General features: G+C 46.1%; 21 protein-coding genes. 15 read left to right on the top strand and 6 right to left on the bottom strand.

Going from position 1 to position 21,680, the window contains the following annotated elements; translation table 11 throughout:
- Positions 1 to 2 precede the first annotated feature (2 nt).
- Positions 3 to 1,460 carry a glycosyl hydrolase gene (locus BM210_RS24710; protein ID WP_091174661.1) on the bottom strand — a complete coding sequence of 486 codons (1,458 nt, stop codon included), beginning with the start codon at positions 1,458 to 1,460 and terminating at the stop codon, positions 3 to 5.
- Between the two features lie 366 nt (positions 1,461 to 1,826).
- Here BM210_RS24710 and BM210_RS24715 point away from each other — a divergent pair, with 366 nt between their 5' ends.
- Positions 1,827 to 2,030, top strand: coding sequence for a cold-shock protein (locus BM210_RS24715; protein ID WP_076230413.1), 204 nt, complete (start codon positions 1,827 to 1,829; stop codon positions 2,028 to 2,030).
- Between the two features lie 87 nt (positions 2,031 to 2,117).
- Here BM210_RS24715 and BM210_RS24720 read toward each other — a convergent pair whose 3' ends face one another.
- Positions 2,118 to 2,696 carry a guanylate kinase gene (locus BM210_RS24720; protein ID WP_091174663.1) on the bottom strand — a complete coding sequence of 193 codons (579 nt, stop codon included), beginning with the start codon at positions 2,694 to 2,696 and terminating at the stop codon, positions 2,118 to 2,120.
- 241 nt (positions 2,697 to 2,937) lie between these two features.
- Between BM210_RS24720 and BM210_RS24725 the strand changes: the two genes are divergently transcribed.
- Positions 2,938 to 3,354, top strand: coding sequence for an HIT family protein (locus BM210_RS24725; RefSeq protein ID WP_091174665.1), 417 nt, complete (start codon positions 2,938 to 2,940; stop codon positions 3,352 to 3,354).
- Between the two features lie 5 nt (positions 3,355 to 3,359).
- Here the strand turns inward: BM210_RS24725 and BM210_RS24730 are convergent, their stop codons facing one another.
- From BM210_RS24730 to BM210_RS24745, 4 genes are all read right to left on the bottom strand, one after another.
- On the bottom strand, positions 3,360 to 4,130 hold the full coding sequence (locus BM210_RS24730) for a YwmB family TATA-box binding protein (RefSeq protein ID WP_177237978.1): 771 nt from the start codon (positions 4,128 to 4,130) through the stop codon (positions 3,360 to 3,362).
- Between the two features lie 170 nt (positions 4,131 to 4,300).
- Positions 4,301 to 4,501 carry a cold-shock protein gene (locus BM210_RS24735; RefSeq protein ID WP_091174669.1) on the bottom strand — a complete coding sequence of 67 codons (201 nt, stop codon included), beginning with the start codon at positions 4,499 to 4,501 and terminating at the stop codon, positions 4,301 to 4,303.
- A 113-nt stretch (positions 4,502 to 4,614) separates the two neighbouring features.
- On the bottom strand, positions 4,615 to 4,815 hold the full coding sequence (locus BM210_RS24740; RefSeq protein ID WP_028549128.1) for a cold-shock protein: 201 nt from the start codon (positions 4,813 to 4,815) through the stop codon (positions 4,615 to 4,617).
- 265 nt (positions 4,816 to 5,080) lie between these two features.
- A complete protein-coding gene (locus tag BM210_RS24745) occupies positions 5,081 to 5,557 on the bottom strand; it encodes a MarR family winged helix-turn-helix transcriptional regulator (protein ID WP_091174671.1) in 477 nt (158 codons plus the stop codon).
- A gap of 270 nt (positions 5,558 to 5,827) precedes the next feature.
- Between BM210_RS24745 and BM210_RS24750 the strand changes: the two genes are divergently transcribed.
- The 13 genes from BM210_RS24750 to BM210_RS24810 all read left to right on the top strand — a co-directional run bounded on the left by BM210_RS24750 (position 5,828) and on the right by BM210_RS24810 (position 21,652).
- A complete protein-coding gene (locus BM210_RS24750) occupies positions 5,828 to 8,104 on the top strand; it encodes an AAA family ATPase (protein ID WP_091174673.1) in 2,277 nt (758 codons plus the stop codon).
- Between the two features lie 340 nt (positions 8,105 to 8,444).
- Complete coding sequence (locus BM210_RS24755) at positions 8,445 to 8,999, top strand: Pvc16 family protein (protein ID WP_256223998.1); 555 nt, start codon at positions 8,445 to 8,447, stop codon at positions 8,997 to 8,999.
- Positions 9,000 to 9,008: 9 nt separating this feature from the next.
- Positions 9,009 to 9,845: a hypothetical protein gene (locus tag BM210_RS24760; RefSeq protein WP_091174675.1), complete on the top strand. Its 837-nt coding sequence runs from the start codon at positions 9,009 to 9,011 to the stop codon at positions 9,843 to 9,845.
- A 132-nt stretch (positions 9,846 to 9,977) separates the two neighbouring features.
- A complete protein-coding gene (locus tag BM210_RS24765) occupies positions 9,978 to 11,732 on the top strand; it encodes a phage tail sheath family protein (protein WP_091174676.1) in 1,755 nt (584 codons plus the stop codon).
- 61 nt (positions 11,733 to 11,793) lie between these two features.
- Entirely contained in the window at positions 11,794 to 12,228 is a 435-nt protein-coding gene (locus tag BM210_RS24770; RefSeq protein ID WP_091174678.1) for a phage tail protein, read from the top strand.
- Positions 12,229 to 12,431: 203 nt separating this feature from the next.
- Positions 12,432 to 12,809 carry a hypothetical protein gene (locus BM210_RS24775; RefSeq protein WP_091174679.1) on the top strand — a complete coding sequence of 126 codons (378 nt, stop codon included), beginning with the start codon at positions 12,432 to 12,434 and terminating at the stop codon, positions 12,807 to 12,809.
- A gap of 20 nt (positions 12,810 to 12,829) precedes the next feature.
- Positions 12,830 to 13,003, top strand: coding sequence for a DUF6760 family protein (locus BM210_RS36305; protein WP_371263537.1), 174 nt, complete (start codon positions 12,830 to 12,832; stop codon positions 13,001 to 13,003).
- 7 nt (positions 13,004 to 13,010) lie between these two features.
- Positions 13,011 to 13,469: a phage tail protein gene (locus BM210_RS24785; protein ID WP_091174682.1), complete on the top strand. Its 459-nt coding sequence runs from the start codon at positions 13,011 to 13,013 to the stop codon at positions 13,467 to 13,469.
- A gap of 10 nt (positions 13,470 to 13,479) precedes the next feature.
- A complete protein-coding gene (locus BM210_RS24790; protein WP_091174684.1) occupies positions 13,480 to 18,669 on the top strand; it encodes a hypothetical protein in 5,190 nt (1,729 codons plus the stop codon).
- Between the two features lie 105 nt (positions 18,670 to 18,774).
- Positions 18,775 to 19,401: a CIS tube protein gene (locus tag BM210_RS24795; RefSeq protein WP_177237980.1), complete on the top strand. Its 627-nt coding sequence runs from the start codon at positions 18,775 to 18,777 to the stop codon at positions 19,399 to 19,401.
- Positions 19,402 to 19,407: 6 nt separating this feature from the next.
- Positions 19,408 to 20,502 (top strand): phage late control D family protein, encoded by a 1,095-nt coding sequence (locus BM210_RS24800; protein WP_091174688.1) that lies wholly within the window; start codon positions 19,408 to 19,410, stop codon positions 20,500 to 20,502.
- Complete coding sequence (locus tag BM210_RS24805; protein ID WP_091174690.1) at positions 20,502 to 21,224, top strand: phage baseplate assembly protein V; 723 nt, start codon at positions 20,502 to 20,504, stop codon at positions 21,222 to 21,224. Before BM210_RS24800 ends, BM210_RS24805 begins: the two co-directional genes overlap by 1 nt.
- A 26-nt stretch (positions 21,225 to 21,250) precedes the next feature.
- On the top strand, positions 21,251 to 21,652 hold the full coding sequence (locus tag BM210_RS24810; RefSeq protein ID WP_091174691.1) for a GPW/gp25 family protein: 402 nt from the start codon (positions 21,251 to 21,253) through the stop codon (positions 21,650 to 21,652).
- Positions 21,653 to 21,680 lie beyond the last annotated feature (28 nt).

The raw sequence follows: 21,680 nt of genomic DNA on the forward strand, positions 1-21,680 counted from the left end.
ATTTACTTGTAAGCAGGTGATGCTGTTGACGAAGCTGGCGGTATGGGATAGGGAATTGGACGTTTGCCATAAATTTTCTCCGAAGGCAGCTTGTCCAATGTGATGACATAAGGATGGTTGTACACCATTCGAAGGTGATAATCAGAATTCATTTTTCCGTCGGTCAACACTTTCCCGTACCATGTATTAAAATACATCCATCCGACTTTGTTTCTTTTTAGCTGGCGAGGGTCTGGAATCGGTCCATTCTCCGAATAAGCGACAAGCTTTTTCCCCTCTAACATGGCAGCTGCCGTATCGTATACACTCATCAGAGTGCTGTAATCTCCGGCTTTCACATAACGGTCGATCCCAATGATATCTACGTAGTTATTGCCCGGGCACCATTCTTTGGAATATATCGTGTCGGAGGTTGTCCAGACCCAGATGAGGTTATTCAGTCCATGAAACTTAGTGAACCTTTCGAACATGATTGCATAGAGCTCCTTGGCTATTTCGGGACCCTTAGATCCCCACCAGAACCATCCACCCTCTGCTTCATGCAGGGGACGCCATATGATCGGAATTTTGGCATCCTTAAAACGCTTCAGGGTTTGCGCCATTTGATCCAAATCTTTCAGCAATGCGTTATTTTCAGCTGTGCCTGACTGAACTGCTTTGGAGACGTCAAAGCTCGTTTGGGAAGTCATAAAATCCTTCTCATTCAACGGCGCATACCAATGCCACTCCGAAGAAATCAAGCCTCCGTATTTGGCCCATTCGAGGGCACTGTCTCCTAAATCAGTAGCTGTAATACTCACGATTGCAGGCAGTTTACCCGTCTGTTTATAAATAAAGCTAGCTTCATCCAATGTGCTTTGCTGCTGGCCGGCCAGAATGCTTTTTCCATATTGGGAAGTCAAATAAGTCATTAAGTTTTGAGCTTCCGCCGAAGGGTGGGGTGTAACCAGTTTATCCTGTACAGGGGCAATAACAGGCCGCTCCTGCAAGGGTCCGACACGGATATAATCAACATCGAAATAACCCCAATAGGAGGTAATTCCAACCACATTGTCACCCTCGTCCAAATAAATCTGGCCAAAATCGATATCTGTAAAAGTCTCAGCCTGAGGAAACAATTTCTCACCGGCGGTGCTGCCATTGACTTCTATATAGTTGGTTTTATCGCCGCTTGGGGCTGCGTATCGGATAGCCATCGGATAAAAGCCTTCTTGATCAACCGTGACGATAAATTGAACCGAATCGCCTGCAGCTTCAAAGCCGGTTACATAACCGCTGCCCGAATAATCGGGTATTTCTTGAGAAACGACGGTTCCAATCAGAGCAGCGTCCTCAGCTTCGTATATCGTATAAGAGGAGGGGTCCGTATATTCAGCGTATGCTGTACTCCAGACTAAAGATAAATAAATAAGGGAGGCCCATCCTATTTTATGTAATGAAGTCCATGTAAAAGCGTTCATAGTATATCTCTCCTAAAATCACACATCGCTCTGATCGTTACGGTTTTCGATGAAAAGGCAGCGGTTGCAGTGAGTATAATGATATTTTTCGACAGACTTAGTTTACTTGGAAATTATCGGCAATGCAATGTAATCAGACAAATCACGGCTGAATCCATGAGGGCTACAAAAATTACATTTATTTCATAAAGCGCTTGCTTTTTAAATCGGGCCATGATATTATAAAAACATTGATAGATGGAACCTTAATTCAGATATTGTAAAGGGTTTTCATTACTATAATGGAACTTTTTACAATGTGTGAATTTTTATTTTTTTAAAAGAATAAAAAAAGATCATGTTAAATTTTTTTTGGAGGTAATACACATGGCACAAACAGGTACAGTAAAATGGTTTAACGCAGAAAAAGGTTTCGGTTTTATCGAAGTTGAAGGCGGAAACGACGTATTCGTACATTTCAGCGCAATCGTTGGCGACGGCTTCAAATCTTTAGACGAAGGCCAACGCGTTGAGTTCAACGTGGTACAAGGCAACCGTGGACCACAAGCGGAAAACGTTGTTAAACTGTAATTCAAATAAAAATGCTCTCAACTTCGGTTGAGGGCATTTTTTTCGTTCTAATATCGTCACCATGGGCGAAGATGATATGTGTAAGTTTTAACTTGTGGTTGCCAGGATATGTGATAGTATAGCTTCCTTTACCTGCTGCCGGGTAGCGGCTAGCTCGAGATTTTCAAAAATATGCTCGCATTCCTTGCGATAAGAAACCTCCTCGATATAATGGTCCAAATAGGTTTTGATAACCTCATCAGAAACATTACGAGCTTCAAGTCTTTCCATAATCAACTGCTTGTTCGCGTATATGAATAGACGAATGGCCCGATCTTTGAATTCATATTTGAATTTGTTAGCTCCGGATCGATTGACGATCACATAGGCGACTGGACCTGCGGCGAGAGCGGCTTCTGCATCTGATTCTTTAACTCCATAAAAATGATTATCAATTTCGGCAGTCTGAATGAATTCGCCGCGAATATCGGCATCGATAAATTCCTTGCGAGAGGTAAAATAATACTCCTTACCCTGACTTTCATGAGCACGCTGTTCTCGGGTGGTGTGAGAAATGATGTGCTGCAGGCCAAGCTCTCTGCTTAATTCATGTGCGATGGTTTTTCTGCCTGATCCGCTTGTTCCTACAAAAACAAAAAGGGTACCTCGTTCGATTCCGATACTCATAACATAACCTCCCAAAAATTATTTTTCGAAGAGGATGACTTGTTCCTGCTGTCAATGATGCTAGTTCCTTCTATTTCTATTATAGTACAAATATTCAGAAAATTAAATAAATAGTTTACGTTTTCATAGCTAATAGACTTGGTATAGACAAATGGAGGGACGGAACGTAGTATGGTAATGAGGGTCTGCATCAACATAAAGACCTACTTCAAAAATTAAATCCAGGCTGGAGAGATGACAAATGTCCATAAATTGTATTTATTGTAACCGGGACGAACGTATCGATAATTTAATGATCGAGATCGGACAAATGCGCGTATCTACACTATTTTTATTTAAGGAGCAAACTCACAAGGGTCGGTGTGTTGTAGCTCTGAATGAGCATCAACAGGAATTTTTCCATCTATCCCAAGAGAAGCAGGATGCTTATATGCGGGATGTTGCACAAGCTGCACGGGCGATTGAGTCGGCTTTTGCACCAGGTAAAATCAATTATGGCGCATTTGGTGATACGATGCCGCATGTACATTTCCACATTGTGCCGAAGTATGAGAATGGAGCAGCATGGGGCAAAATGTTTGAAATGAATCCTGGGGAAACGTATTTGACAGACGAAGAATATCAGGAAATCATCAATAAGCTGAAAGCTGTCCTATAAGCGTATTAATAAGCAATCGAAATGGCAGGAGTTGCTATGGTGATGCGCTGCTGACCGTTAATGGAATCCCGATGAACCGCCAACTGGAGGTTCATTTTTTTTGTGTTCTCGTCTGCTGGTTCGTCAAAATTTGCGGAGTGATAGGAAATGCTCAAGCTGTTGGTATCCTCATAGCGGGCGAGCTCTTGGGCATGAAGACTCTCTGTTAAACGCAGTTGTAAAAATGGGGTTATCCCGAGCTGCTGGAAAGTTGTAGATTCGTTGGTATCCTTACCTACATTCCCTTGAATCATCACGTTCCAATTCGATTGAAGTCCGAGAGACTGCAGTTGGGTAGTCCACTGTTGTTGAAGATTTTGCAGCCGGGAAATTCCACTAGCTTGAACCGTTTCTGCGGTCAGGCTCAGCTGTGTGCGGCCATCAGGAAAGCCGATCAACAGCAGGGTAGCCTGAGTGGTGTCGGTATCATTCAAAGTGAATCTGTAGAGCAGCAGGTCCTGCTTTTGAATAGGATCTACTGGAGCTGTAAGCTTAAATGTGGTACTTATTAGCTGCGCGGTTTGGCGAAAATCGCTTTCGTCATGGTAAGGATGATAGGCGCTCGTGTGCTTCATAGTCACCTTTTGATCGGAAACGATAACGGATTCAGCTAGAGGGAGCAAGAGCTGCAGATCACCATCTGTGTGAGGGTGCGATGTCCAGCCTTGGGCTGCTGCTTCAAGTGTGAGTACGAGGGTAATTAATAATAGGAATGTCCAACCGATTGCTGCTCTCATGGCTCTGTCCTTTCGACTACAATCTATCATTCTACGAAAAGTGATTCTAGTAAAAGGATAGGCAATTATGAGCATAAATATACGTGATAGAGGGGACGGCAAACAAAAAAGGCGCCTTCTCCGCTGGAGGGGTGCCTTTCGGTAATAAGCGAATCTTCATTCGCGCCGTATTAATTTACTTTGTGGTGATTGTTGAGCAAAGGGAGCATTTTCGAATTTTTGACCATCTCTGATTTACATATAGGGCAAAGCGGGCTTTTTTGCAAAGAAAAGTTTTCTCGCATCCAGCACGAACATCCTTCTTTACTGCACATCCAAACGGATGTTTGCTCTTCTTGAACTGGTTCCATGTTTTTCTTGGAGAAATACAATGTAGAACCCCTCCTTCAGTTTGTGCGCTGCATTCCAACATGAGAACTATGGATGGTCTTGAACTGAAAAAGAACTGCCCATGTCCGAGCAGTTCCCCCCACATCATGAAACCTTAAAGTTTCACTACGTTTTCTGCTTGAGGTCCACGGTTGCCTTGAACAACGTTGAATTGTACGCGTTGTCCTTCATCAAGGGATTTATAGCCATCCCCTGTAATTGCGCTGAAATGTACGAATACATCTTTTCCGCCTTCAACTTCGATAAAACCGAAGCCTTTTTCAGCGTTAAACCATTTCACTGTTCCTGTTTCCATCTTCTTAAAAACCTCCAATAAATGTTTACTCTTATTTGCATGAATAAGAAAATTCACACATTATAAAGATTACCCCAAAATTTACTGTAATAATCTTTATAAGATGTGAATTTAACAGATACAATATTGTGAATGTTCTGATTATACCATAATCTGTGTGCTTCCACAACCAAATACTGATCATTTTGCTTGGATTGGAACCTGCTAGGGGGATAGCTGTCCATACAATAATGTATCCAGATTTGTCCAGATTATTCCGCTTTTTTTAATCTTCAGCCAAGTGGGTTGGCGGGGGTGCTGATTTCGGTATTTTAGAAGCAATTTGTTCGAAGATATCCAGAAATACGGTCAGCTTGTCCGCGTCCAGCTCGTTTAAATAGCCCCCGATAATTTCTCTGCGCAGCTGTTGGAGCTGCTGTACCACCTCATGTCCAAGATCCGTCATCTCAATTAAAACGACTCTGCGGTCTTTATCGTCATGACGGCGCTGCACCACACCCTGAGCGATTAATCGGTCAATCATGACCGTAATGGCGCTCGGCTTTACTTCCATTTTGGTAGCGAGATCTGTAACTTTACATAGACCTGTTTTTGAAATGAAGTGCAGCATGATGAACTGCTGTCCGGTTAGCTTAATACTGGTATGTGAGGTGAGCTCGGGTCCGAGCCTGCGGACGATCGTCCAAAGGGCAGTTTCAAAACGCTCGGTCTGACTAGTCATGGGTATATGGCCGGAATCCATTGTTTATATCACCTCCGTGAGCGGTCTTGTGTTCCAAACGATTGCGTTGTGTGAAGCGTTTCCGGGACCTGTTAATAGACTGATGCTCTGCTTATAATTACTATATCATGCGACTCGTTATTATGTAATCAAGTTACTGTTAAATACAAGCTTCGTCAAGCTGACAAAGTGTTCATCATAGTCAAGCTTAACAATGTTTGGTAAGATAAATTCAAAGCAACATTCACAGGCGAGGATTTAAAATCCAGATGGTTACATTAGGGGAGTATTATGATCAACGGACGTTTTGAGGAGCTCATATCAGCTGAACAAGGAAGACTGTGGGATGATAGTGGGTATGCAAGCTGTTGGGAGCATTATGCGGACGAGCTGCAATTATTGGACTTGAAGCTGCAGTCGCTGTACCTTCGTAGAAAGAAACGGATGTCAGACTGGCAGGCAGATCCGTTTAATGGCATGTTTGTTTCCGAAGAGGAGTTTATGGGCTTGATTAACGCTGCTGCCCCTTTGGCTGAATATGATCAGGAAGCCGCCCTGCTGCTGGATCGGCTGCAGGAGGCTGAGGAGGCGATTGATCGGAGGCTGGCGCAAAGTGAGTTGACGGGAGTCTTCCTGCCACTTCTTTATATGGAACGGATTTTTGGAATGCAGGATTGGGAGCGTCACTGTGTCATGATTGCGTTAGCTGTGGAGCTGGACCGCAAGTATGAACGGATCTTTGGTTTTCTGATTGATGATCTGACTGCAAAGCATCCCAATATCAGCTTGCTGCTGCAGCTGGCCTGCCGTGATCTGGACGAAATGAGTGCAGCACGATTATCGTTGTCACCGTCAGGTAAGCTGGCGAAGTATTTGCTGTATAAGGAGGCTGGCGAGACTCCGTCCCGTTCCTTGCTGTCAAAGCCCATCTCTTTGGATCGGCGAATGGTTCGGTTTTTGCTGGATGAGATGATCCTCCATTCGGAGGAGGAACTGTTCCGTGTCACACAACGTCATGCGGTGGACGAGCCGCTGCCTGCGCTGCGCACCGGTTTGGAGCTGCAGCAGCGGCTGCAGACGTTCGTCAAGCAGATGTATGCCCCGGTCGGGAAGGATCGCAAGCGGATCGCCTTTTATATATGGGGGCCATCAGGCGCCGGTAAAAAGCTGCAGGTGCAGCACTGCTGCCGTTCCTTCGGCAAGTCTGTGCTGTTTGCAGATCTGTCAGCGATGCTGCTGCAGGACAAGTCCTTTGACCTGCTGCTGGATGAGGTGCTGCGAGAGGCCATTTTGCATCAAGCGGTTCTCGGCCTGACACATGTTGAGGTGTTATTTCCTGAAGAGCCGGATCTGCTCGCCCGTCAGCGCCTTCAGGCGGTGTATCACAGCTTGAATAGCTATAATGGTCTGTTGTTTTTGTTAGCGGACAAACACCAACGGCTGTCTTCTGAGCTGAAGGATCGGCTGGTCATAGATATGGAGCTTTCGCTACCGGACGATGGACAGCGTCAGAACCTGTGGGAGAGCTTCGCGTTGGAGCGTGGTTTCGATTATAAGATCGATTGGGCGGTAATCGGCAGCAAGTTCCGCTTTACACCAGGACAAATCAACAGAGCGTTGATGCTGGCAGAAGGCTTTGCTGCCTGGAATAGCAGCGTGGATGTCGGAAAGTCGGTAGATTCGGATAAAACGTCGACGGATGCTGCCGCCATGGCTGCGCTGTACAAGGCATGCTTCATGCAGGTGCAGCACCGTTTGGAAAAGAAAGCAGTGCGGATTCAGCCCAAGTATGCATGGGAGGATATCATTTTACCGCTCGAGCAAAAAGAGCAGCTTCGCCAAGCCTGCAACCAGATGAAATACCGCAGTATCGTATACAGCAGATGGGGCTTCGAACGTAAGCTGGCATACGGCAAAGGACTAAGCATGTTGTTCGCAGGCCCGCCGGGAACGGGAAAGACGATGTCTGCCCAGGTTGTGGCCAATGAGCTTCAACTGGAGCTGTACAAGATTGATTTATCCCAGGTAATCAGCAAATATATCGGGGAGACGGAAAAAAATCTGCACGAAATTTTCGAAGAAGCCCGTCTTAGTAATGCGATCCTGTTCTTTGATGAAACCGATGCCCTGTTCGGCAAGCGTTCGGAGGTTAAGGATTCACACGATAAATATGCCAACATTGAGACCGCCTACCTGCTGCAAAAGATGGAGGAGTATGAAGGTATCACGGTATTGGCTACTAACCTGCTTAACAATATCGATGAAGCTTTTATTCGAAGAATCAGTTATATTATTAAATTTCCGTTTCCTGACGAAGAGCATCGCGAGAAAATATGGCGTTCGATGTTTCCGAAGGAAGCACCGCTTGGTGATGACATTGACTTTAAATATGTGGCGTCCAAATTTCAAATAGCCGGTGGTTATATTAAAAATATTGCCGTGTCCTCCGCCTTCATGGCAGCAGATGCGGGAACCGTCATTCGTATGCAGCATATTTTGCAGGCGGTTAAATATGAAAAGCAAAAGACAGGGAAAATATGGAATAAAGATGATGTCGATATGTATTAAACTGCCGTAAGGGTGTTTGTCTCAGATACTTGAGATAAGCGCCTTTTTTGGGTTTGGTAATGAATTGTGACATATCTCACAAATCCCCACACAATGAAGTAGATACATGAGCTTAAATGGCGGTACTAAAGGGATTATGCCATTATTTAAAAATGGTAAACTCCTTATTTTGTTACTAAAATAGTTCAAATGAACCATAGGTGGTAGTAGTCAATCCTCGGAAATACAACTATAATAGAAAAAGGATCTTAAAACGACATTTAGTTACCTTTTTTTACAAGAAGACTTGGGTAATTCTAACATTGAATGTGAGGAGTGGTTTCAAATAGGTGATTATACAGTGATTGCCGATGTAGGCGCTTCTTTGCTGAAGCTGCTTCGGGAACATATGACACCTGATCCTATTCCTCAGCCAGAGCTGATTGGCTTGGCTTCCCCGGCAGATAAGGGTGATCTCACCCTTTCGCTATTCTTGTACAACATCCAAGAAAGCGGTGACAATCGCCAAACCCAGATGGTTGCACGGGGGACAGGAATGATCCAGTTCCCACCCATGACTGTTCATTTATATTATATGTTAACTGCTCACTCCTCAGCGGAGCTTCAATCACGGGTCGTGGATGAGCATCGTATTTTGGGCAGGGCGATGCAGGTGCTATACGATAATTCTGTACTTCGCGGAACTACTGCTGTAGGTACTTTAGCAGAGGCTGGCGAGGAAGTGCGTGTGGTTATGGACACGCTGACGGGTGAAGCTTTGACAAGAATGTGGAATTTCTCAGATCTTCCTTATCGACTTTCCATAGGCTATGTGGTCGGACCGGTTCATATTGATTCGACCAGAATTAAAACGACAAAACGGGTTATAGAACGAGACTTCCGAATACAAGGGTAGGAGGACCGAATGGAGCCAACTCGAATATCAATCATGAAGACCCGTGTTTCGCTTGCAGTATGCCTCTTGGATTCATTCACCTTAGGTCCTCCTCTCGGCAGTTACACGAAGATCGCTTTGGAAGAGGCGATATCCAAACCCGTCGTTAAAGCACAAGGCTTTTACATTTTTACCGATCTGCCAGAAGGCATGTACCGATTGCGGGTGCTTGCGCAGCATTATTTTGAAGAGTACATAGATATTAGAGTAGGACCCAAGGACCAGTTGATTCATGTTTCGCTTACACCTCGTCCCTCCTATCCCTTTCATGATAAAGCGACATTACTTCGCGTTAATGTCAAGAACACCGAGGGAGTCCCTTGTTCCGGCGCTTCACTGCTGGCTGTCCCGCTGACTGAGGATGTGTCAAGAGCACGATTGGCACAGGACCAGGCAGAACCAGGTGAGAATGAGCTGATGCTTGGTTCTGTAACCGGGAAAATCGGGATCGGAGATCGCTTCCTTATTCGTGGACGTAATGCAAAGGCTGATGAAGAATTGTGCTGTATTGCCGCTGTACTGGAGCACCAGCGTAAAGTGCGCTTGGTCCAGCCTTTAAGCGGCTCTTACAATCGGGGATCGCTTCTGCTGCCTGTAGTGCAGTCGAGATCCGATGAACAAGGCGAAGCTGTTATGGCCTTTGCCAACTGCAGGGCAAAGCAATTCGATGTCAGGCTTGATATTACCTGTGGTGCTCTCTCCCTTTTGAAGGAGGTGAACCTTGCGGAGGGCGGGACGACATTAGCTGGAAGCTTATGCTTGGATCCATCAGCAACACCTTCAAAAGTTTCAAGAGACATTACCTAACATTGTTAGCAGATCGGATTTATCCATCTTCTATAATCCACAAGCAGAGAGGAGAGAACTGGTTTCATTCTGCAAAGAAACTGATTTCGGCTTGTCAGGCGAGACGGTGCAGATCGATGAAACCGGGGAATAATGGCTGAGTATTTATCACCGGGAGTCTATGTAGAAGAATTCGATAGTGGCGCACAGCCGCTGGAAGGTGCAAGTACAAGCACGGCAGGCTTCATTGGATTGGCTCAGAGAGGGGAAATCGAGGGCGTCCCTCTGCTCATCACCAGCGTAGCCGATTTTCACCGTAATTTCGGCAGTTATTTATCCGAAAATGCTTTTGGAGACTACCGTTTCCTTTCTTACGCGGTTGAGCACTTCTTTTTAAATGGAGGATCACGATCGTATGTCATGCGGGTAGCGCCATCCGATGCGAAGCTGGCTACCAATCAGGGTGGGGACAACAAAGAGTCGAAGGTGCTTAATATTAGCTCGAAAAACCCGGGCGCCTGGGGTAACCAAATTCGTCTTGTCGTAGTTCCGTCCAGTAAGGCTAAGACACAAATTTTTGACATTATTGGCGAGCCTGGGGAGTCCAAGCAGTATCGTGTTAAAAATAACGCCGGCTTCAACGTAGGCGATGTTGTTGCATTTGAGAATGCAGGCGACAAGCAATACAATCGGGTTGTCTCCTCTCTGGACAACATTATTGAGTTGGAAAGCGTATTGGATGGCGATGCAGATGTTATCGATGTTAACCTGCTGCCAGCTAAGGTTTTGACCACAAGTGAGTTCACGCTTCATGTGTTTTATGGCGATGAGGCAGAATCGTTCGAGAAATTGTCGTTGAATGTAGCTGCTGCCAATCATGTAGAGAAAATTTTGGTCCGTTCCAACATTATTACAGTGAAGGATATCAGCAGGGAATTCGCAGATCTGGGCGCGATTTCACCCTTTGAAGCCTTGTCCGGTGAAGCGGAAGAAACAGGTAAGTTCCTGATCTCGCTAGCGGGTGGCAGCGATGGCTCCATTGCCAATCTATCGGCTTCCGATTTCATGGGTCAAGACCGTGGTCCTGGCAAGAGGACTGGTATTCAATCCTTCATTGATAATGATGTCGTAAGCATTATGTCCATTCCAGGTGTAACGGACCCTAACGTCCAATTGTCTCTTGTAGCGCATTGTGAAAATCTCGGCAGCCGATTTGCGATTTTGGATGTACCGCGCGAGAAAACAAAAGTAGCTGACGTAATGACGCACCGTAATATTTTTGACAGTAACTATGCTGCGATGTACAATCCTTGGCTGCAGGTGTTTGATCCACTCGATAAACGCAATATTTACATACCGCCTTCCGGATCGATGGCTGGCATTTACTCACGTTCCGATCAAACTCGCGGTGTACAAAAAGCGCCTGCCAACGAAGTTGTACGCGGTGCTGTAGGTCTGGATTGCCAGTACAATAAAGGTGAACAGGATATTTTGAATCCTCAGGGCGTGAACCTGATTCGTGCTTTCCCGGGACAAGGTATTCGCGTATGGGGTGCCCGTACGACTACGTCTAATGGACTTTGGAAATATGTCAACGTAAGAAGGCTGTTCATCTTTATCGAAGAGTCGATCAAGAATGGTACAAACTGGGTTGTATTTGAGCCTAACGATGAGCAGCTATGGGCTCGTGTACAGCGTACGATTGAAGCATTCCTTACCCGCGTATGGAGAGACGGAGCTCTTATGGGAGGCAGTCCGAGTGAAGCATTTTATGTGAACATCGGTCGCTCAACCATGACGCAGGATGATATCGATAATGGTCGTCTGATTTGCATTATTGGAGTTGCGCCTGTAAAACCGGCGGAATTCGTCATCTTCCGAATTACTCAGAAAACAAGAGAAGAATAGTTTTCTCTAGGCTTTGAGTAGGGAACTTGTCATGAACCATACGAAAGGGGAAAAGTAAATTATGACTGGCGAGCGCAGAGATCCATATAGAAATTTTCGATTTAGAGTAGAGGTTGAAGGTATTCAGCAGGCTGGATTTAGTGAAGTATCTGGTTTTGATGCTTCCATTGCTGTAGTGGAATATCGTGAAGGCAACGAAACGATTACGGCGCGCAAGCTTCCGGGATTGGCCAAATACGGCAATATCAGCTTGAAGTGGGGAACAACCGACTCAATGGACATGTACAATTGGATGCAGGAGTCGATTGAGGGTAAAATTGCACGAAAAACCGTTACGATTATTGCGATCGATGAAGAGGGCGGCGATGTAGCAACCTGGCAGGTTATCGAAGCATGGCCTTCCAAGTACACAGCTCCGAATTTTAATGGTACAGGCTCCGAAGTAGCTATTGAATTTTTGGAATTGTCGCATGAAGGTATGACACGCACGGCGTAACAACTGCATGGAGGAAACAAGAGGAGGGATAGGGCGCGATTACCGCTGGTCCCATCTCTTGTTTTCTTAACTTATGCTTATGAAGACAGTGTTCCTATAAGGAACACTTGGCTAATGCTTACGAAGATAGTTTTGCAACGCAAAACAAGTTTACGCTTACGAAGTTAGTGTTCCTAAAGGAACACTTTTAGGAGGAAACCCAAATGGCATTCAAGACAGAATACGAATTCGAACTTCCCAGAGGTTATGTGGATGACAGCGGTACCCTGCACAAAAGAGGCATCATGAGGCTTGCGACGGCAGCCGACGAAATATTGCCGATGCGGGACCAGCGCGTACAACAAAACCCTGGTTATCTTACGATTATTTTATTGACGCGCGTTATAACAAAACTTGGCGATCTGAGAGCGATTGATACGCGAGTTGTGGAGAAGATGTTTACCGCAGACCTTGCTTTTTTACAAAACTTTTATCGTGAAATCAATGAAATGGAAGTGCCCAAGGTTCATACGTTTTGCCCGAAATGTGAGCATGAGTTTGATGTGGATGTGTCTTTTATCGCCGGGATGGAGGAGGCATAGTCGGTTACCCCATTGACAAGATTTACGAGGAGGCCGGTTTCATCGCGTACTATTTCCACTGGCCTCACGATGAGATCATGTTGATGGAGCATCGAGAGCGCAGGAAGTGGTGTGAGGAAATTTCCAGAATCAACCGCAATATGAACGATGATAAACCGGATAATAATCCGTTTGATGTTTTTAACAAGAGGTGAACAGCAGATGAGCGATTCCTCCAGAAGAAATGAGATCAGTGCTCCCCTGCGGTTTGAGGTGGAACTGGATGGATTGATTGTGGGTGGTTTTACGGAGGTAACAGGGCTCAACTCGGAAATTGAACTGGTTCCTTATTCGGAGGGCGGCTTAAACGATTATGTCCATTATTTCCGCAAAGGTGTAAAGAATCCAAGGATTGTACTCAAGAGGGGAATTACCAAATCAAGCGATCTGTGGGATTGGTACGCGGACACCTTAAGAGGCAAAATTGTACGTCAGAGCGGCACGATTATTTTGAATCATATGTCCGGCAACGAAATATGCAGGTGGAACTTTCTTGAGGCATACCCTGTAAAATGGAGCGGGCCTGATATGAACTCAACGAGTACAAACGTTGCTATAGAGTCGATAGAGATTGTGCATAATGGCCTGAAGACGATTTTTAGTAAAAAAACAACCGGGTAGGGGGACTGGCATGAAAGCCCGAAAATCACATATCCCCCCTACGACAGCCGGCAGACTCGGCGGCTTGAACGTGTCACTGCGCAAGCAGGACGACGGCAGCAGCTCGGCACACCTTACTCGAATTTTTGCTGATCAGATTATGGGGAAATACGGTTTTTGGCGACAAGATTATTTTGGACGCTTGTCACTTGTATTTCGCGAATCAATTGGGTCTGATTACGAAGAACGGGACGACGGTTCGGCGAATTGGCGGCAGATGGTCGAACAGCTGCAGGCTCAATTGGCGGCGTTGAAGCATAGTGGAGTAAAGCATATTGTGACGCGTACGGAAACGGTTCATCAGCTAGAACGGCTGATTCATAATTACAGCAGCATGGCGGGGTTAACTGGTAAGAAGCAAGCGATGGTTCGATTGGAGCCGTCTACAGCTGTATCGAAGAGTTTACAGAGAAGCACGATGGTTGTTGCTAGAGGACCGCAGAACGCAGTAAGCAATGCTTCAACTACATTTGTTAACAGGCGGAGCACACGGCTGGATCAGCCGCAAGCAGCAGGACAGTCTCAGGCATTAGAGCAGAGACAGGAGCCGTCTGAAGGTCGAACACCCGTACAGAGGCAATTAACGACTCCGGATCAAGCACCTGCACAACAGAAGGAAATGCGCAATGAGGAACCATCTCGGTTAGCTCATCAACAGAAGTTGAATGAAAGCTTACGGGGAAACGGCTCTGATCAGGGGCAGCAGCAGCAGCAGGCTGCAGAAGTCGTACAGGATCATTTTACAAATGAAAAACTCGTTATTCCATCGGACAAATCATCCGAACAACGAATCGGGCAAGTGATGGAACATGTTCCTATTGTTCCAATCAAGGATTCAGTAACGAACGGTCCAGCGCTTTCGCTGCCAGCCAATCCATCGTTAGGGTCCACAAAAACACAAGGTGTCGTAAAATGGATATCCGCTAATAGCAAGCAGCGGAGTACATCAACCTTACAGAGCATAGGGCTTATTTTACACAAAAATGGATTAAACCAAGGGTCAACGATACCTCCTCGATTGCAGACAATGACCAGTCCGATTGGTTATTTGCAGCGTCGTAATACAATGGCTGCTACGTCCCCAATGGTTTGGCGTACAAATGTGGGTGAAACGGGGAGTACCAACAGCTTCAAAGCAAGGGGCCAACAGCTGCAACGACAGCAGGAAGCAACTGATCAAACGAGCTCTGTCAGCATAGGCAAAATCATAGTTAACCAAGCCCGCAGGGATAAAGAAAACAATAAGTCCAACATACAATGGCAGCATGATTACATGTTTCCTCCTGGTCACAGGCAGGCAGCACCATTTCGGCTACCTATAACCGCAGACGCAAGGCCGTCAGAACGAATCAGGCAAAATAGGGACATGCAGCAACCCTATTCAAGCGTTAATCAATCACGACGCACGGCGGAGGTTTTTAAGACTAGCTTAACCCACAGCTTAAACCGTGTAGAACGGAATCATAGCTTTTTTGATCATGATAATCTTGCTGGGGAGAGATGGATAGGTGAACCGTTACGTCATAATGGGCGTATGAGTTCCCGCAATGCTATCACCCAGATGGAGACACCCTCTTCCCGGCTTACACATACAGTAAATCTGATTTCTCGCTTATCTGCTAGTAACAAATTAGCAATCGAGCAACCCATTTCATGGAATCGGGGAATGTATAAGCAGTACCCTATCACAAAGGCTATCCCTCAATCGGGTAGAAGGACCCTTCTACAGTTTGAAAATGGGACTGATCATATAGGCAGGCCATCTGCCGGCATAACAGCAACCTATCGAGCGCTATCAGTTCAAAGACGTCGAAAGACACCTGAACAGATAATGATTGAACGTGGACATGAGGTTCGACCTAAACTTAACTCGACAAGTGGGATCATACAGTTATCACCTGTTCATGTTAGGCAAGGACAGATAGCACGTGGACTCGATTACCGCACAAGAACCACAGATGCAGCTCCCAAATCGGGGAGGCAGGTAGGGCATCATCAACAAATGTATAAACCATTCGATGTCCATAATCAGTGGTCGGAACACCAATTACCGTCACATTTGCCACCTTTATCCTTGATGTTGAATAAGCCATGGCAGCCGATGGTTATAGACAATATGCAAGAAAGCAAGTTAAACGTAATAACTCGGCTAACAAACAAGCCGCTGACGGCTCCAAGCTCTTTACTGACAAATGTAAGGCAACCGATAGCTCAGGACCATAGGTCCATCAGTCAACAAAATTCAGGGGCATCAGTAGCAGAAGCTGCAAAAAAAGCACATAAATCGGCGAAGGCCTCTACTATTAAAGCACAATCAGCAGCTATGGTTGATGGGACGGATACTTTTTCGGGCATCACTGGTGAGGTTAGACGCACAGCTTCAGGCTTTAACGCCAGATTAGTCGAATCAGCTTTGAAGCCGCCAACATTAACTGCTTACGGGAAGCACTGGATTGGTGCAGACCATCGGCATATTCAACAGAGACATGACGGGAATTTTACCGAGCAGATGAAAACAGGTTACGGTAGTCGCAGAGGACAAGCCGTACAACATAGGTTTGAGCCGGTATCAGAAATCCAATCTGTTTCCAAGGCTGCAAGATCGGGCGAGTTTGTACAAAAAGCGGTTGTACAATTAAATCATGTATCAACGGCTTCGCAGCAAAGGAAATCCACTCCAACTGAAAGCATATCATCTCATTCGGGGAACCGAACTAGCGGAATTCCTGTAACTGGTCAGCCAATCACATCGCAGGCATTAGCAGGTAATCGAACAGAGGCTCAATTTGGATCAGCCAATCCGTTCATTCTCCCGGCCACGTTGCAGCGTCGTGCCAAGCAATTGGGTGCAATGTCCAAAGAGCCATTCCAAACCGCTAAGCCAGGCTTGAGAGGCAGTCTTGAAACTCCAAGTGAAAGTGATAAGGCCGGATACTTCAATCAGACCGCTCAAGCACAGCGTAAGTCGAATGGGCGCACCGCAGTGACAAGCGCTCCTAACGAGTGGATTCAGCACTGGCTGCCAACAACCCAATCGAGCTTGTCTGATCTTGTTAAGGTAAAAGCGCAGATAGGATATGCTTTCAAATCTGGGCTAAGTTCACAATCCGAAGAACCTATAGCGCTGAAACGGACAGCAAGATCAGAGGGCAGCGTACATAGGCAAATGCCTGTAGACCGATCCAATATGGGTGTCATAGGTTTGGAAAAACCGACAATTAGCAAGCGGGACATGTTTGCAGCAACAGGAGGCGAACCTGGGAAAACATCAAAATCTATTGCAAGGCTTGTGTCTGGCTCCATGACCGGATCTATGGTAATTTCGGGGATTTCAGGATCAGTACCAGGTTTAATATCAAGATCCTTTTCAAAATCATTTTCATCAGACTCGCCGCTTCTACATGCTTTTTTGCCTAATTCGGTATTAACCGGTGAAGCAGGAGCGTCAATCCGGCGAAATCAGTTTACAAAAACCAATTCGATATTTGCCCAAGCTCCTTTACTTAGTCGGGGGTTGGCAAGCACAGTAACCAATGAAATCAGAAGTTCGAAAGCACCGAGTGTAGCGATAAACGATTTTCATATAATTAAATCGGATAAGCCTGCTATACGTTCATATATAACACAAGACGCTGCGGGAACAATATCAAGCGTGGTACGAAGAGCAGCGACAAGAGAAGGGAAAGCAAATTTTGTAGATCGCTTTAGAGCATTACATCCTTTGCAGCAATCGCTTGCCGAGTTTGTTGGTAATCGTTCTATGATGCCGCATCTAGATAAGATTGCTGCTTCAGACGTGCTATCTGAGATAAGAGGTCGTTCGCAGGATTCACCTATGAGTAAACCGACTCGCAGCGAACCTCGCAGCCTCAGCACCATTCGGCAAAGTATGGGTCCATGGTCGGTAAGGAGCGAATCAACGGGTATCAGTAAGATTTGGAACATTTCTACTGGATCTGCGCGTGGCAGCGAAGGATCAAGCTTGCAAATGTCTACCCAAAGATCTAGCCTGCAAGGACAGGAAGCTGCTGCCTTTCAAAGGCCTGCATTACAAAGAGCAGCCAAAGAACAGCCTTATGATCATGCCGCAGAAGTATTTCAGCGAACTAGCAGGTTATCTAATGAATTGCAGCGCCGCCTGCCGCTTGCGCCTCGTACGGTCACAGCTAGTCCCATTCAAAAGGACAATGATGTGCCCACAGCGGACAGAGTCCATTTCGGAGGTGCACTTCAATGGCAGCAGGAGGTGCGCAGCGACTTAAGGATTGCAGACCAAGCATTACAGCGGACGAATAATAGTAGGACCGACAGACCGACGAGTACAGCAGAGCAGAATGGGACCAAGCCTGCATTTGAGGAATTAATGGGACGTTCTGCAATAGTCAGATCGCGGGTCGGCAGCAGCGCTCGGAACTCCTCCCATGCTGTCTTTGAACAACCGTTAGCTATTGGGATGCTTCGTAAAGCGGCTGCTCCTCCTGCACCAGAGCTGCTCTTAAGGAAGTCGGGAACGGCAGAGACCATGAATCAACCCGGTCAGGGGACGGAAGGTCGCAGCCCAATGGTAAAGACGAACAGCAGCCCGCAGCTGTCGTTGAAGCGTATATCTCAAGTCATGCCGCAGGCTACCTATAGCAAGTTGATGCCGCAGACGGGTTCGAGAAGCAAGGATAGATGGGATACGGACAACTCACAAAAGCTGGCTATTCAATTCCCAAGCAAGCCGCGATCTCTGGCACAAGCACCCACTTCTGTGAGACCGCATAAGTGGGAGGATACAGCCGATCACAGTGGGCAGCACCGATTAAGCAATTCCGGAATGGTCACAGCACCTGCCGATATTTTCACATATTCACAACAGCAATCGACGGCGCCTGGGCTGCCGGGTGCGCAATTGGAGCACAAGCTGCAGACTGCCGAAGTGGGTCAGTCCGAGGAACTGCAGCCCCCGATCCTAGAGCTGTTAAGACGACAACGGCAGCCGGAACCCGAAGAAACGGTGGAAACCATACAGTCCCTTGAGCCGCTTGAGCTTACTAAGGAACAAATAAATGACCTAATTAAACAAATTCCGCAGTTGGACGTCAATCATTTAGTCGACAAGGTAACCCGTGAACTGGAGAAGCGGATGCGGTTTGAACGTCAGCGACGCGGTAGGTAACAGCCTTGAGCTGTAGCGAAACTTATCCAATCGGATATTGGAATAGACTGTATTTGTTTGAATCAAGTGAACGGCACCAGGATGCAGGAGAAGGGATGGAAACCATTGGCACTTACGAAAGCAAAGATCCTTGTTGATAAGGGAACCCGTAAAGAAGAGATCAATGTATTGTTCAATCCTACTGAATACGATCACAATTTAAGTAACAATTATTCTTGGAAAGTGGTTCCAGGCCTTTCCATGCCGATCGGGCAGTTCGTATCCGGAGAGACCAGCAAGCTGTCCATGGAGTTTTTCTTTGATACCTCTGAGGCGGCTACGGATGTTCGCAATTATACCCGAAAAATTTCTGAGCTGCTCGATGTGGATAAGGATTTGCATGCACCACCGGTATGTCGGTTTGTATGGGGCTCGATTGATTTCAAAGGCGTCGTGATCGCGGTCAATCAGAAATTCACGATGTTTCTCGATACGGGAATTCCGGTTCGTGCCAAGCTGAGAGTGACATTCCATTCCTGGCAGACGAAAAAAGAACAGCTCAAAGGTATCCCTCGTCAATCCGCGGATCGTACGAAGCAGAAGCTGTTAAAGCAGGGGGAGCAGCTATGGTTGATGGCCGCTTCCGAATATGAAGACCCGGGACTATGGCGTGAAATTGCCCATGCCAATGGCATAGATAACCCTCTGAAGCTGGACCCGGGTCGCCGAATAACCGTTCCAAGGCTGGAGTGATCAAAGATGGCAGAGCTTAAGCTGGATAATGGAGAGTTTACAACGGACCAGCTGGAGAAAAAGTATCGCGATTTTTTCTCACCGGCTTTCGAAATTTTGGTGAATGGCAGTAAAATAGCTGATGAAATTGCCATATCGATTCTAAAAGTAGAAAGTAGTCTTGAGGGGACGGCTGATTCGTTCTTCTTTCAGATTACGAATGCTTTTGATTTGGTCAAACGTGATTTTCTATGGCTTAATGATGTATTTGTACTTGGCAAAGCGGTAGAAATCAAGCTTGGTTATGTAGATAAGCTAACAACAGTATTTCAAGGGTATATTACTTCGGTTACGGCTGATTTTCCGGATGACGCGACTCCGAATCTGCTCGTTCGCGGTATGGATATGTCGTATCTGATGATGAAGGGCTCCAAATCGAAGTCATGGACTCAAAAAAAGTATAGTGAGATCGCCAAAGAAATTGCCGGTACGTATGGCATCAAGACGATGGTGGACGATACGACCACGATGTACAATACGGTTTCGCAGAATCAGATCGATGATTATCATTTCATTCAATATTTGGCTGACTTGGTTCATTATGATTTTTTTGTTGTGGGCAAAACGATGTATTTTCGCAAGCCACTTACCGAAATGACGCCGGTTGTTGAACTGCAGTGGGGTACGATGCTGCGCTCGTTATCGATTGATATGAATCTTGCCGATCAAATTACGGAAGTGACGGTTCGCGGTTGGGATAATAAAAAGCTGGAGGTCGTTGAAGCGACAGCTTCGACCGTTACGAAGCTTGGCTCCAATTCCAAGACAGGCAAAGATATTTTGAAAGCACAGGGTACTTATAAAGAGCATGTATATACCAACATCGATTCTCAGGATGAAGCGAAGACGCATGCTGAGGCGCTTTTGAATAAACGATCCATGAAGCTGATCAACGGTCATGGGGAATGCATCGGCATACCAGAAATACGTGCAGGACGCTATATCAAACTTAGTGGAATAGGAAGTAAGCTGAGCCAGCCCTATTATATTATTTCAACGCTGCATATTGTGGATGATTCCGGCTATGTAACAAGATTTCAAGTTGGGGGGAATGCGGTGTGATGAATTACCCGGATTTTTCGTTCCGCGGGATGTCCGAGCCAGTCTTTCCGAAGATTGATGGCGTGATGGTAGCGATTGTGACCGACAATAAAGATCCGGATGGACTGGCTAGAGTCAAGCTGCAGCTCCCGTTGAGGGAAACGGAAACGGAAACCGACTGGGTTCGTATAGCTACGCTCATGGCAGGCAAAGACCGGGGAAGCCTGTTTATTCCCGAGGTTGGAGATGAGGTGCTGGTGGCCTTTCATTTGGGCGAAATTCGTCAGCCTTTCGTGATTGGGGTTTTGTGGAGCACGAAGCAGCCTTCACCCAAAGCTAATGACAAAAACGATATACGCCAATTCAAATCACGCGCAGGCCATGTGTTGACATTTGACGATAATGATAGTGATGGCAAAGTAACGATCAAGACGAAGAAGGGTCAAACTATCGAATTTTCCGATAAAGCGGATACGATTGATATTCAGGAGCAGAGCGGCAACAATGCGATCCAGATCAAAGGCGGCTCCGCTAACGAAATCTCAATTAAAAGCAGCACCTCGACGATTACATTAAATGCGAAGGGTGATGTGAAAATTGAGAGCACCAAGGCGATCAATATCAAATCAACGCAGGTTAGCATAGAAGCATCCGCTACGATGGCCTTGAAGGCCGGCGCTTCGCTGGATATCAAATCGGATGGGATAATTAATATTAAAGGCAGTCTGGTCAAAATCAATTAGCAGATCATTGAAAAGGGATGAGAACGATGAGCGAGCAATTTCTGGGCCGGGGTTGGAAATTTCCGATTCAGGTGGATAAGGCTACCGGTCGTATCATGATGTCGGAACTTGAACAGGATATCGCTGAAGCGATCCGTATCATCCTCGGAACCTCTTTGGGAGAACGAACGATGCGACCTGATTTTGGCTGCGATGTGATTAATTTTGCGTTTGGCAATACGGACGCCACGACCTTAAGGCTTTTGGAAAGCAGTATTCGAGAGGGGATCCAGAATTGGGAGCCCCGTGTACATGAAGTCGAAATACAGGCCATTTTGGACGATGCCGACAATGGCAGAGTGAATATAGGCATTCAATATACAGTACGCACGACGAACAATTTATTTAATTTGGTGTATCCTTTCTATATTCATGAAGGCTCGAAGTAATCATGAAGGAAAAGGGTTGATGCATTGA

This window comes from Paenibacillus sp. 1_12 (assembly GCF_900114475.1).
Taxonomy (GTDB): Bacteria; Bacillota; Bacilli; order Paenibacillales; family NBRC-103111; genus Paenibacillus_S.